14 protein-coding genes are annotated in these 13,713 nt (G+C 33.7%); 9 read left to right on the plus strand and 5 right to left on the minus strand.

Annotated elements, in window-relative coordinates; translation table 11 throughout:
- Position 1 precedes the first annotated feature (1 nt).
- Entirely contained in the window at positions 2-460 is a 459-nt protein-coding gene (locus E1J38_RS06095) for a hypothetical protein (RefSeq protein ID WP_133356284.1), read from the minus strand.
- A gap of 183 nt (positions 461-643) precedes the next feature.
- Between E1J38_RS06095 and miaB the strand changes: the two genes are divergently transcribed.
- The 8 genes from miaB (at position 644) to E1J38_RS06135 (ending at position 8,309) form a co-directional block, all read left to right on the plus strand.
- The gene (gene miaB, locus E1J38_RS06100) at positions 644-2,092 is read left to right on the plus strand and encodes a tRNA (N6-isopentenyl adenosine(37)-C2)-methylthiotransferase MiaB (RefSeq protein ID WP_133356285.1); all 1,449 of its coding nucleotides are present in this window, start codon (positions 644-646) and stop codon (positions 2,090-2,092) included.
- 88 nt (positions 2,093-2,180) lie between these two features.
- A complete protein-coding gene (locus E1J38_RS06105; protein WP_133356286.1) occupies positions 2,181-3,452 on the plus strand; it encodes a sigma-54 interaction domain-containing protein in 1,272 nt (423 codons plus the stop codon).
- 60 nt (positions 3,453-3,512) lie between these two features.
- Positions 3,513-4,019, plus strand: a complete 507-nt coding sequence (locus tag E1J38_RS06110; protein WP_133356287.1) for an LptE family protein — start codon at positions 3,513-3,515, stop codon at positions 4,017-4,019.
- Positions 4,020-4,094: 75 nt separating this feature from the next.
- On the plus strand, positions 4,095-5,048 hold the full coding sequence (locus tag E1J38_RS06115) for a DUF8458 domain-containing protein (RefSeq protein ID WP_133356288.1): 954 nt from the start codon (positions 4,095-4,097) through the stop codon (positions 5,046-5,048).
- Positions 5,045-5,401 carry a preprotein translocase subunit SecG gene (secG, locus tag E1J38_RS06120; protein WP_133356289.1) on the plus strand — a complete coding sequence of 119 codons (357 nt, stop codon included), beginning with the start codon at positions 5,045-5,047 and terminating at the stop codon, positions 5,399-5,401. The genes E1J38_RS06115 and secG overlap by 4 nt, the downstream gene beginning before the upstream one ends.
- 166 nt (positions 5,402-5,567) lie before the next feature.
- On the plus strand, positions 5,568-5,843 hold the full coding sequence (locus E1J38_RS06125) for a co-chaperone GroES (RefSeq protein ID WP_133356290.1): 276 nt from the start codon (positions 5,568-5,570) through the stop codon (positions 5,841-5,843).
- Positions 5,844-5,909: 66 nt separating this feature from the next.
- Entirely contained in the window at positions 5,910-7,541 is a 1,632-nt protein-coding gene (groL, locus tag E1J38_RS06130; RefSeq protein WP_133356291.1) for a chaperonin GroEL, read from the plus strand.
- A gap of 162 nt (positions 7,542-7,703) precedes the next feature.
- Positions 7,704-8,309 (plus strand): hypothetical protein, encoded by a 606-nt coding sequence (locus E1J38_RS06135; RefSeq protein WP_133356292.1) that lies wholly within the window; start codon positions 7,704-7,706, stop codon positions 8,307-8,309.
- A gap of 88 nt (positions 8,310-8,397) precedes the next feature.
- Here E1J38_RS06135 and E1J38_RS06140 read toward each other — a convergent pair whose 3' ends face one another.
- Together E1J38_RS06140 and E1J38_RS06145 are read right to left on the minus strand one after the other, a co-directional pair.
- Positions 8,398-10,119 carry an AarF/UbiB family protein gene (locus E1J38_RS06140; RefSeq protein ID WP_133356293.1) on the minus strand — a complete coding sequence of 574 codons (1,722 nt, stop codon included), beginning with the start codon at positions 10,117-10,119 and terminating at the stop codon, positions 8,398-8,400.
- A gap of 1 nt (position 10,120) precedes the next feature.
- On the minus strand, positions 10,121-10,495 hold the full coding sequence (locus E1J38_RS06145; protein ID WP_133356294.1) for a hypothetical protein: 375 nt from the start codon (positions 10,493-10,495) through the stop codon (positions 10,121-10,123).
- A 141-nt stretch (positions 10,496-10,636) separates the two neighbouring features.
- On the opposite strand from E1J38_RS06145, the gene E1J38_RS06150 reads away from it, so the two are divergent.
- Positions 10,637-11,038, plus strand: a complete 402-nt coding sequence (locus E1J38_RS06150; protein ID WP_133356295.1) for a CBS domain-containing protein — start codon at positions 10,637-10,639, stop codon at positions 11,036-11,038.
- 30 nt (positions 11,039-11,068) lie between these two features.
- On the opposite strand, the gene E1J38_RS06155 is transcribed toward E1J38_RS06150, so the two are convergent.
- Both E1J38_RS06155 and E1J38_RS06160 read right to left on the minus strand, forming a co-directional pair.
- A complete protein-coding gene (locus E1J38_RS06155; protein ID WP_133356296.1) occupies positions 11,069-11,425 on the minus strand; it encodes a heavy-metal-associated domain-containing protein in 357 nt (118 codons plus the stop codon).
- Positions 11,426-11,469: 44 nt separating this feature from the next.
- Positions 11,470-13,713 (minus strand): TonB-dependent receptor, encoded by a 2,244-nt coding sequence (locus tag E1J38_RS06160; protein ID WP_133356297.1) that lies wholly within the window; start codon positions 13,711-13,713, stop codon positions 11,470-11,472.

Below are 13,713 nucleotides of genomic sequence, written 5' to 3' on the forward strand. Positions count from 1 at the left end.
ATTAGTATACATACTCTAAAGGTTCATCAAGTCCATCAATATGAAGCATAATTTTGCTACTTCCTTCCACCTGTACTGATGTTAGGTTAAACGAAACCTTCTTTTCAAAATATGCAAGACAAAGTTCTTCATTATCAAAATCAATTTTTAAATACCTCTGCTCAGGGGAGGACTCTGCAACAGCTCCGGAATCAATTAAACTAAATTCCCATGAATTACCATCACAACCAGATGCTCCAATAGTTACCTCCAGACAATCTTCATTTATTTCGGCATTAATAAAGTTGAAATCATCAGAATTCAGATTATTATATTTAGAAGTATTAATAATTGTAGTGAAATCACAAAAAGAATCATTTACTAGATTATCCTCCTCTTCACATTGCGTGTTTAAAAAGAGCAAACCTAATACAGTGTACAAAAGTATTTGTTTGGTGTTTTTAAGTATTAACCTTAACATAGTTTGGTTTATTTACTAGATACTTTAAACATGAATTGGTTGCGCGAAAACCATCAAAAACTATAAAATTAAATTTTAAAATTTTAGTATGACACTTTGTCACAAAAACCAAATTAATTGTATCTTTGCACCTGCTTTCTTGAGGCAGGTATAAATATTGGACACAACTGGTTCAAGTAAATTATGGAAAAGATTATAGACGAAAAAAAACAAGGAGAATCTCTCATTTTAGAGCAGAAAAAAGGTAACCAACGTAAACTTTTTATTGAAAGTTATGGTTGCCAGATGAATTTTTCTGATAGTGAGATTGTTGCATCCATTTTGAATGAGCAAGGATATAACACCACTCAAAATTTAGAAGAAGCCGATTTGGTTTTGGTAAATACTTGTTCAATTAGAGATAAAGCAGAACAAACCGTTAGAAAGCGCCTTGAGAAATATAATGCGGTAAAACAGGAAAGGAACCCAAACATGAAAGTAGGAGTTTTGGGCTGTATGGCAGAACGCTTAAAAGCTAAATTTCTTGAAGAGGAAAAAATTGTGGATTTGGTTGTTGGCCCTGATGCATATAAAGATTTACCTAACCTTTTAGCCGAAGTTGATGAAGGTAGAGACGCCATAAACGTAATTCTTTCAAAAGATGAAACCTATGGTGATATTTCTCCCGTTAGATTAAATAGCAATGGCGTAACCGCTTTTGTGTCTATTACGCGTGGATGTGATAACATGTGTACTTTTTGTGTAGTACCATTTACTCGTGGTAGAGAGCGCAGTAGAGATCCTCAAAGTATTATTGAAGAAGTAAACGACTTATGGAACAAAGGCTACAAAGAAGTTACACTTTTAGGGCAAAATGTAGACAGTTTTCTTTGGTATGGTGGTGGACTTAAAAAAGATTTTGATAAAGCCAGCGATATGCAAAAAGCAACCGCAGTTAATTTTGCAATGCTTTTAGAAATGTGTGCCAAAGCACAACCAAAAATGCGTTTTCGCTTTTCTACTTCTAACCCTCAAGATATGACCTTGGATGTTATTGAAACCATGGCCAAGTATAACAATATTTGTAAATATATTCATTTGCCGGTACAGAGTGGTAGTAACCGTATTTTAAAAGAAATGAATCGTCAGCATACACGAGAGGAATATTTTGAACTTATTGATAATATTAGACGTATTATCCCAGACTGTGCCATTAGCCAAGATATGATTTCTGGTTTTCCAACAGAAACTGAAGCAGACCACCAAGATACATTAAGCCTAATGGAATATGTAAAATACGATTTTGGTTTTATGTTTGCTTATTCTGAAAGACCTGGAACATTAGCCGAACGCAAACTAGAAGATGATATTCCATTAGATATTAAAAAACGACGTTTAAACGAAATCATTGCGTTACAGCAAAAGCACGGATTAATGCGCACACAAGAGCATGTTGGTAAAATTGAGGAAGTTCTTGTTGAAAAGGCTTCTAAACGTTCTGATGCTCATTGGGCAGGTAGAAACAGCCAAAATACTATGGTGGTTTTCCCAAAAGGAAATTACAAGGTGGGCGATTTTGTAAACGTAAAAATTACAGATTGTACTAGTGCAACACTTATTGGTGAAGCAGTTGGGTATTCAGATAATTATTAAACAACATTTGTGATTTCGAACTTGGTTCGGGATCCATATTATAAAAACCAAAATAATGCCTGCCTTCGCGGGATTTACAGAAAAATAGATGGAATCAGTTCAAGCAATAAAACAACGTTTTGGCATAATTGGTAATACTCCATCGTTAAATCGTGCCATTGAAAAAGCCATTCAGGTGGCTCCAACAGATATTTCTGTATTGGTTACTGGTGAAAGTGGTGTTGGTAAAGAGAGTATTCCAAAAATCATACATCAATTATCCCACAGAAAGCACAATAAATATATTGCGGTTAACTGTGGAGCTATTCCAGAAGGAACTATAGATAGTGAATTGTTTGGGCATGAAAAAGGATCCTTTACAGGTGCTACCCAAACCCGCAGTGGTTACTTTGAGGTAGCCGATGGTGGTACTATTTTCCTTGATGAAGTTGGAGAATTACCTTTAACCACTCAAGTACGCTTATTGCGTGTTTTAGAAAATGGTGAGTTTATAAAAGTAGGTTCTAGTAAAGTTCAAAAAACCAATGTGCGTATTGTGGCCGCTACAAACGTTAATATGTTTGAAGCCATTGAAAAAGAAAAATTTAGAGAAGATTTATATTATCGCTTAAGCACAGTTGAAATTCATTTACCACCGTTACGTGAAAGACAAGACGATATACATTTACTGTTTAGAAAATTTGCCAGTGATTTTGCATTAAAGTACAAAATGCCAACTATAAAGCTTACAGACAATGCAGTTCAAATACTTTTAAAATACCGCTGGAACGGTAATATTAGACAGTTAAGAAATATTGCGGAACAACTTTCGGTTTTAGAACAGAACAGAACTATTACGCCTGAAGTTTTAAGAAGTTATTTACCTAGTACAGCATCAACTAATTTACCGGCAGTTATTAAAACCTCTAAATCTGAAAGTGATTTTAGTAGCGAACGTGAAATTCTTTATAAAGTTCTTTTCGACATGAAAAGTGATTTAAATGATTTGAAGAAACTCACTATGGAACTCATGAAAAGCGGTAACATAAAAGACGTTGAAAAAGATCACGAACACCTTATTCAAAAAATTTATGGTGAAGATGATAACGACGATGCTGTTTACGAAGAACCACTACAAGAAACAGAAGTACTGTCAATCACTGAACATGCCTCTAATAATGACGTTGCCGAAAATACTCAAGACAAATATCATTTTGCTGAAGAAATAGAAGAAGAAGAAACCCTTTCTTTACAAGACAAGGAGTTGGAATTAATTAAAAAATCACTAGAACGTCACAACGGAAAACGTAAATTAGCCGCTGCCGAATTAGGCATTAGTGAACGTACCTTGTACAGAAAGATAAAACAATACGATTTATAGTTTATCGTTAAACTCTAAACGGTTATTATTCCTTTTAAAAACAGGAACCCAAAAAAATAAATGAAACACATAAAATATCTTTTTTTAGTTTTAACCTTCTCAATTTTTACAAATTGCAAAATACAATATAGTTTTACGCCTCCAACATCAATAGTAGCTGAAACTTACCAAGTAAATCAATTTGAAAACACCTCGCTCCTATTTGAGCCAGGTTTAGATAGAGATTTTAAATTAGCATTGGAAGATTTAATTCAAAACCAAACTAATTACAGACTAGTACCTTCTGGTGGTGATTTAATTTATGAAGGTGAGATTACAGATTATCGCATTGCACCAACCACCTCTACGGCTCAAAATACAGCGGCACAAAACAGGTTAACTATTTCAGTTAAAGTTCGGTTTTATAACACCAACAATGAAGAAGATGACTTAGAGCAATCTTTTTCATTTTTCTATGATTTTCCTGGGAGTGCACAATTAACTGGAGCACAAAAAGCTACTGCCCATGAAGAAATTTTGGATCGTTTAACGCAAGATATTTTCAATGCCACTTTAGCAAGATGGTAGTTTTATTTAGCAATAGGAAACACTCAATTAAAAACTGAATGCTAAAATAATTATAACTAAATTTGGATTTAGCTAATGAATTCATCAGATTTTACAAACATACTACAGCATCCGCAAGAGATTACTCACCAGCAAACTGAAGCTGTGAAATCTGTTATTGATGAGTTTCCTTATTTTCAATCGGCAAGAGCAGTTTATTTAAAAGGACTTAAAAACCAAAGCAGTTTTAAGTACAATCAAGAATTAAAAACTACAGCGGCCTATACTACAGACCGTAGTATTTTATTCGACTTTATAACCTCTGAGTCTTTTGTTCAAAATAAAATATCTCAATTTATAAAACAAAATATAGAACATTTAAAAGACATTGATGTTTCTATAGAAGACTTATCGGTAAACAAAAGTGTGGCCATTGATGAAGCATTAAAACTTCAAATTAAAGAAACTAAAGGTGTTTTAGACCCTGCATTGTTTCAACCAAAAGAACCAGTTACCAAAAAAGAACCTCATTTTACTTTAGACGAATCTGAAGCTATTGAAACATCAACGGAATTAACCAAAGAACCTACACTATCGGCTAATGAAATTTTAAGTTTAGGCAAACCACTTCAGTTTGATAAAAATGAAAAACATTCGTTTAACGAGTGGTTAAAACTTACTCGCTACAAACCTATTAAAAGAGACATAGAAGTTCTTGAAAACAAACCTAAAGAGAAAGAAGAACTCACATCAAGCTATTTAGAAAAAACCAAAAAATTTGAACTCATAGATAAATTTATTAGCAAAAATCCTAAAATAAAACCTACGGTTTCATCAAACAAAAAAGGCAATTTAGCAAAAGCCCAAATGATAAAACCAGAGGCTTTAATGACTGAGACTTTAGCACGTATTTATGTAGAGCAAAAAAACTACAAAAAAGCCATTCAATCTTATAAAATATTAAGTTTGAAATATCCAGAAAAAAGTAGTTTCTTTGCAAACCAAATTAAGGCAGTAGAACAATTACAAGAACAAAACAATAAAGAATAATGAATTTCACAATATTTTTAGCATTAATTGTTGTAGTAGCATTTTTGTTAATAGTAGTAATCATGGTACAAAACCCTAAAGGTGGTGGTTTATCTTCTACTTTTGGTGGCGGAGGTTCACAACAATTAGGTGGTGTAAAAAAGACAACCGACTTTCTAGATAAAAGTACCTGGTACTTAGCAACCTTTTTATTGGTGCTAATTTTAGCTTCAAATGTAGCAATTAATAAAGGTGGTGACAGCACAGATTCTAAAGCATTAGACCCTGACGCTACAACCACTCAACCATTGCCTGATGCAGCGCCATTACCTACAACAAATGATGCAACTACGGCTAATGACACCGCCCAATAGTACAAAATAATCCTTATTAAAAAATGCCAACTTATTCAGTTGGCATTTTTATTTCCAGTATAAAGCACGCAAGTCTGAAAGTTTGTCAGTCTAAAAGTAATGGCACATTTTTAGTATGAACTTAAAGCGATAAAATAAATCAATTAATAAAAACTATTATAGAAAAATGGGCATTAACATTAAACCATTAGCAGACAGAGTTGTTATAGAACCTGCTGCTGCTGAAACTACTACTGCTTCGGGAATTATTATCCCTGATAACGCAAAAGAAAAACCACAAAGAGGAACCGTTGTTGCTGCTGGACCTGGCACAAAAGACGATCCTATAACCGTAAAAGTTGGTGATACCGTTTTATATGGTAAATACGCTGGAACAGAACTAAAATGGGAAGGCACTGATTATTTAATCATGCGAGAAAGCGATATTCTTGCAATAGTTTAGAAATCTTTTTTCGTTTCTGTGTAAACGTAAATCTTACAAAACAACATATTAAAAATCAAAAACATTATGGCAAAAGATATAAAATTTGATATTGAAGCACGCGACGGTCTAAAACGTGGTGTGGATGCATTAGCAAATGCAGTAAAAGTAACCTTAGGACCAAAAGGAAGAAACGTAATTATCTCAAAAAGTTTTGGAGCACCACAAGTAACCAAAGATGGTGTTTCGGTAGCAAAGGAAATTGAGTTAGATGATGAGCACGAAAATATGGGGGCTCAAATGGTAAAAGAAGTAGCATCTAAAACCAATGATTTGGCTGGTGACGGTACTACTACTGCTACCGTTTTAGCTCAAGCTATTGTTAAAGAGGGCTTAAAGAATGTGGCTTCTGGAGCTAATCCAATGGATTTAAAACGTGGTATAGATAAAGCCGTTGAGGCTATTACTGCCGATCTTGAAGCTCAGGCTCAAAAAGTAGGTAGCTCTACCGAAAAAATAAAACAAGTAGCTGCCATTTCAGCAAATAACGATGATACTATTGGTGAATTAATTGCTCAAGCTTTTGAAAAAGTTGGCAAAGAAGGTGTTATTACTGTTGAAGAAGCTAAAGGCATGGATACTTACGTAGATGTTGTTGAAGGTATGCAGTTTGACAGAGGTTACCTATCTCCTTATTTCGTGACAGATTCTGATAAAATGGTAGCCGATTTAGAAAACCCATACATCTTATTGTTTGATAAGAAGATTTCTAACTTACAAGAAATTCTTCCCATACTAGAACCTGTGGCTCAATCTGGTCGTCCTTTATTAATCATTGCAGAAGATGTTGATGGACAAGCATTAGCAACTTTGGTTGTTAACAAACTACGTGGTGGTTTAAAAATTGCTGCCGTAAAAGCACCTGGTTTTGGTGACAGACGTAAAGCCATGTTGGAAGACATTGCTATCTTAACTGGTGGTACGGTAATTTCTGAAGAAAGAGGATTTACTTTAGAAAATGCAGACCTTTCCATGTTAGGAACTGCTGAAACAGTGACTGTTGACAAGGACAATACCACTATTGTTAATGGTAATGGTGATGCTGAAGCTATAAAAGCTAGAGTTAACCAAATCAAGACTCAAATTGAAACAACTACTTCTGATTACGATAAGGAAAAACTTCAAGAGCGTTTAGCTAAATTAGCTGGTGGCGTTGCTGTACTCTATGTTGGTGCTGCTTCTGAAGTTGAAATGAAAGAAAAGAAAGATCGTGTTGATGATGCTTTACATGCAACCAGAGCTGCTGTTGAAGAAGGCATTGTTGCAGGTGGTGGTGTTGCATTGGTTAGAGCCAAGGCCGTTTTAGAAACATTAACTACTGAGAATTTAGACGAAACTACTGGTGTGCAAATAGTGAACAAAGCTATAGAATCACCTTTACGCACTATTGTTGAAAACGCCGGAGGAGAAGGTTCTGTTGTTATTAATAAAGTATTAGAAGGCAAAAAAGACTTTGGTTACGATGCCAAATCTGAGGCCTACGTTGATATGCTTAAAGCAGGTATCATAGATCCTAAAAAAGTAACTCGTATTGCTTTAGAAAATGCTGCTTCTGTAGCTGGCATGATTTTAACAACAGAGTGTGCTTTAATAGACATCAAAGAAGATGCTCCTGCAATGCCTCCAATGGGCGGCGGTGGTATGCCAGGAATGATGTAATGAAGATACTTCAGCTATAGATTAAAAAAGCCCTTGATATTTCAAGGGCTTTTTCAATTTCATATCTAGAAATTAACACTAAAATATGTTCTTAGCTGACATTCCTCATTGATAATAATATAAATAGTCTTCAAATTTGTTAATAATCATAATTATAACGCCATGAAAACAATTGAAGATAATCGATTTATAGATAATGTAGTCGAAACACTTAGAAAAGCTGCCATTGAAATTGAAGAACTTCAAGTTCAAGCTGCCTTAGGAAAGGCTGAAGCTAAAGATAAATATGAGGAAGTTAAAAAGAAGTTTAATCATGTTTTACATGAAGCTAAAACTAAAATTGAGGCTGGCAGAGAAAAAACCAAAGATATTCACAGTAAATTTGATGAATTACGTGTTCAATTAGAATTAGGTAAAGCCGAAGGTCTAGATGCATTTAAAGCACAAAAGAAATCCTTACTAGCAAAACTACATGAAATTGAAATGCAAATTAAAACCAATAAACGCCTTAATGACATCTACGCCTTTGTTTTACTTGAAATTGAAAAATTTAAGATTAAGTTAGAAGTACTAGAACAAAAATTTGAAAAAGGTAAAGCAAATACAAAAGCGTCTTTTGAAAAAGGGAAAAATGAATTCAATGTTTTTATAGAACAAATAAAAACTAAGTATGGAAGCAAAAAAGAAGAGACTAAATGGGAACATTTCCAAGATGAAATCTCTGAGGCATTTACGCACTTTAAAAGAGCTTTTATGCAACCCTCATAAGTTTCAAAACATTGAATTAATTAACAAGGGGCAGTAAATATAATTTTACTGCCCTTCATAATTTCAATAGGTTTATTACTTTCAATAATCATTCATTCATATACCACCACTCATCACGATCTCCCTTTTTAATATCTCTAATCATACCATACGCTAATACCAATGCTACTATAATAAATACAACACCTACAACAGAAACATCTCCCCACAGTGGTTTAATGCCTGAAATTATAAATAATGATGCTCCTACAATTAATGCCCCTATTATAAACGCGGTAATAATTTGTTTTGTAATTCTATGGATGGTATGTACCATGGGATCTATCCCCTTATGAGTTAAATCTACTTTTACTTCACCCCTATTTATTTTTCTAATGGCATTCTTTAAATCTCTTGGAAATTCTTCGATATAATTTCCTAATTCATAAAGAGAATTAATTGCTTTTTCACCAAATAGTATTGGATTAAAACTTTTAGCCACAGCTTTCAACAAGAAAGGTTTTGCAATGTTATACTGGTCTATATTTGGATCCAATTTACGAGCCACCCCTTCTATAGTAACTAATGACCTAGCGAAAAGGAAAAAGTGCGTTGGAACTTTTAATCCATGTGCAATAATAATATCCTTCAACTCTAAAAGTATTGTACTCATCTCATTTTTGTGCACGGATCTAACATAATACTTCTCTACAAACTCGTTTATATCAAATTCAAGAGCCCTAATATCTTCAACGTTTGTATAGTTTGAAAATTCTTGTAACGCCTTTATTATTCTTTTAACATCACGTCTTGTAATAGCTAGGAACAATTTACCAAAAACCTCAATATCTCTTGGCAGGATGCTTCCCATCATACCAAAATCTAAAAAGCAAATGTGTCCGTTTGATAATACTAGTAAATTCCCTGCATGCGGATCTGCATGAAAGAACCCATAATTAAAAATTTGCTTAAAATAACTCTTAGTTAGACGTCTTGAAATTAACTTGGTATCAATATCTTTAGTATATAACTCATCAAAATTATCAATCTTAGTACCAGACATAAATTCTAAAGCCAACACTTTAGTAGTAGTATATTCTCTATACACTCTGGGGGCTACTGCAAAATTATCTATGCTTGTATCGTTTGTTATGTTGTTATAGAAACGTTGTACATTTATAGATTCGTTAATAAAATCAAGTTCCTTTAAAATAGCTTCTTCAAAATTTCTAACTAATCCCTTGGGGTCAAAACTTTTTATAGATGGTATACGTTTTTGAAGTACTTCTGCAATACTATACATTACTTTAATGTCTTCTTCTATAACTTCTTTAATTCCCGGACGCTGTATTTTTAGTGCTACGCGCTTGCCATTCTTGAGAGTAACCTTATGTACCTGAGCCATAGAGGCTGATGCAAACGGTTTTGGCTCAAACCAAGCAAATAAATTTTCAACAGAATCTTTTAGTTCTTTCTCTACCACTTTTTTGGCCTCTTCCTCAGGAATAGGAGGAACATTATCAAGCAGTTTCTCTAATTCAAAAGTTAGTTTTAACGGAATTAAATCTGGCCTATTACTTAGTATTTGACCAAATTTTACAAATGTTGGACCAAGCTCCTCGCAAACCAAACGCATTTTTTCCCATTTGGTATATTTATAGGCATTTTCACGCGAGGCTTTAGGTATGAGCTTACGAAGGAATTCAAATCGTTTTTTTTCTTCTAAATACTGAACCAAATCTTCAAAACCATACTTCACCAAAACCTTTAGTATTTGGTTATATCGTGCTACCGATTTGTATTTTTTTCCAATATCTAAATATAAACCCATGTTAAGAATTTGCTTCAAGTTTGTTCAACCTTGCTTCTAGTAATGCTATTTTAGCATCTGCCTTTTCTAACCTTTCTTTTATGTCTTTAATATCATCAAGATGTGCTATTTTTATTTTTTTATAAATATTAGACATCACATCTTCAATCTTGGCTTCTAATTCGTCCTTAACGTGTTCTGCTTTGAGTTTTATCTTATCTAATAATTGTAACTCATTACCATCTTTATCCAAAACAGTTTCAGAAGCTATACCATTCATTTTTTTTGCTTTTTCATCGGTCCATTCTCCAAATTTATCTAGTAATTGTGTATCACGCGCTAAAATGTAAAGACTAGATGACAGCGTAATTAATTCTATTAATGTTTTGGTTTTCATAACTTGAACTATTAGTTTTTTCTTCAATACAATATATTGTTAAACATAATTTTTCAAAATGATTTTCCTCAGTTCATATATGGGTTTAGAAACTTATTTTTGAAATAGAGTTAGGGGTGTGTTAATTAAAATTTAGATATCATGAAATCTCTACCTGTCTCCTCAATAATGACAAAAAATGTGGTTTGTGTTTCACCAGATCAAAAGATTATTGATGTAAAACACATTTACGAAAAGGAAAAATTTCATCACCACATACCAGTGACCAAAGACAAGAAATTAGTTGGGATGCTAAGTTTGATTGATTTTATGTACCACATAAAAGGCGCTGGACTTAATGATGATGATGCAATTTATAACAAATTAAACGTCAAAGACATTATGACGCCCAATCCTTATGCTATTGGACCTGACACTTTGGTAAGTGAAGTAGCCGAAGAATTATCAAAAGGACGCTACCGTGCTGTTCCTATAATAGAAAATGAAAATATTGTTGGTATCGTATCAACAGCTGACATTATAAGATTTTTTTTAAAAAAATAGTCTGAGTTTAAACTCAGACTATTTTTTAAGCTATTCTTCGTTATGGTCATCCTTAACATCTTCATTACGGTATTTACAACAATGGTGAACCTTAGCATAGGCTTCATCTGATGCCTTAGTATCCTTAACATCATGACCCGCCGCCAATACACTTTTCTCAATAGTCTTTAAATTGGTTTTACGCTCGTCGAAAATTAAACTCAATTGATGTGTTTCTACATCCCATTTGGCATATTTCACACCTTTAGTGTTCAAACAAGCCTTTTCAATACGTGCCTTACACATACCGCAAACGCCATCAACCTCTGTGTAAGCTTTGGCATTTTTGTTTTGAGCAATAGTTATACTCCCTGTTAGCAATAATACAATTATTAGTAGTTTTTTCATTTCATTATTATTTATGAGATGCTGAAATAAATTCAGCATGAGGGTTAACTTTTATTTATTTTAAATCTTAAACCAACGTAATACATACTTCCAAAAATGGGGCCATATACAAAAGTGGTGTCAAAATTTGCTCCAAACGGATCATCACTTCCAATAATTGGATTTGGTTGCCTTACATTGGTGATGTTTTCTCCTCCTAAATATACCTCAAATTTTGACGAAAATACTCTAGTTATTTGGGCATTTAAAGTGGAAACTGTTGGTGTTTGCTCCGGTAATTGATATTGTATAGGATTAGTTGCTGTTGACGAAAATCGTTGTTCCCCTAACCAATTAAATGTAGTATCAAACTTCCAAAGTATCTCATTGTCTTTTTTATGTGTTTTGTATCCTACATTTGCAAAAAACCGATGTTTTGGTGTTAATGGTCTTGTTAACCTGCCTGATTCATAATCGGTTTTAACTTCATAATATTTATAAGCTACTCGCAAATCAAATCCTTCAAAAGAATTCCAATTAAACTCTGCTTGAAAACTATTAGCATAACTTTTTCCATCTAAATTATAAAAACTTACCTCTAGCGGATTTTCATAATCTACTACTACCTGATTTTTAAAATCGGTTTTATAATAATCTAACGTTATGTCTGCCTTTTTTCCAAAAAGATTAAAACCTTGTAAGTAAGACACGCCGTAATTCCATGCTATTTCTGGGTCTAAACCATAAATGTTTCCTCCAACATTGTTAATAACAATGTTTCTAGATGTGGCGAACAACTTCTGATTTTCAGCAAAAATATTAGCACTTCGTTTTCCTCTTCCAAAAGAAGCTCTAAAGGCCGATTGACTCCATGGGGAATAACGTGCATGCATTCTTGGCGTTATAAACGTTCCCAATAAATTATGATAATCTATCCTGATACCAGCCGTTAAATTGAATAGCTCCAGATTATCATGTGAATATTCGAAAAAACCACCTACAGAAGTTTCGGTTCTTTCAAAATCATTTGTATTCACCAACTCATCATAATGATCATAAGTATAACTAACCCCTGTTTTTATTTTATGGCGTGAGTCACTAATGATGGAGTTATAAATAGCATTGGTATACAGACTATTATGGGTAATATCATAGGTTTTAAATCCAAAATAAGATTCCTGTTTGTGACTGCTAAACGCTGTTTGTACCCCTAGACTTTGCCAAGGTACTTCAGGGTTTACATAACCCAATTTAGCAGCAATTTCATAACGGTTTGTTATTATCTCGCTTCCCCAATAATTGGTGGTCATCTTATCTGTAACTGGATTGAAATTAAGTTGACCCGACTGCTTTGTGTCGGTTAAAAACTTTAGGTTGATAAAACTAACCAGCCCCTTTTCAGGATTGGTATATTGCCAACGGTTCATCATGTTAATTTGTTTCTGCAAAGGCATATCTAAAAATGTATCTTCATTTTTATCGAATTTTTGGTTTCGCATATTTCCATGAAGATATAACCCTGTATGCCATTTATTTCCAACTGTCGAGTTGATATGGGTGTTTAACTCCAACCTTCCGTTCAACGAGCCGTAAGCATTAATGAATAATTTATCGTCTTTTGATGGTTTTACAAGTTCCGCATTAATTTGACCTGCAATACTTTCGTAACCATTCACCACGCTTCCAGCACCTTTGGTAATTTGAATGCTTTCTACCCAAGTTCCCGGAATAAAACTTAAACCAAAAGCTTGGGAAGCTCCTCGAATAGAGGGAATATTTTCAGTGGCAATTAAAATGTACGGACTGGTAAGCCCCAGCATTTTTATTTGTCGGGTTCCAGTGACAGCATCGGTAAAATTGACATCGATAGATGGGTTGGTTTCAAAACTCTCTGACAGATTACAGCAAGCGGCTTTCAATAACTCGTCACTACTTACAGTTAAAACATTCTGGGCTTGTAAATATGATTTTCTGGTAGCTTGCTTTCTTGAGGTTAGTGTAATGGCATCCAAATTATCTGTTGGTTGCAACCAGTGGTGTACCATTTTTGGCTCTTTAATAGTTAATGTATCGGTTTTAAAACCAACATAACTTATAACTAATTTTGAATACTCTTTTTTGTAGTCTATAGTAAACTTACCATCTAAATCTGTAACCGTACCAACTTTCGTGTTTAGCCAAAATACATTGGCACCGGGTAAACCGATATGTTCATTTCTGTCGTTGGCCTCCATAACCATTCCCATAATCTTTTCTTGTGAAAAGAAAACCGAAGGAAGTATTAGTAAAATATATATTAGATTTTTCAT

The organism is Seonamhaeicola sediminis, assembly GCF_004358095.2.
Taxonomy (GTDB): Bacteria; Bacteroidota; Bacteroidia; order Flavobacteriales; family Flavobacteriaceae; genus Seonamhaeicola; species Seonamhaeicola sediminis.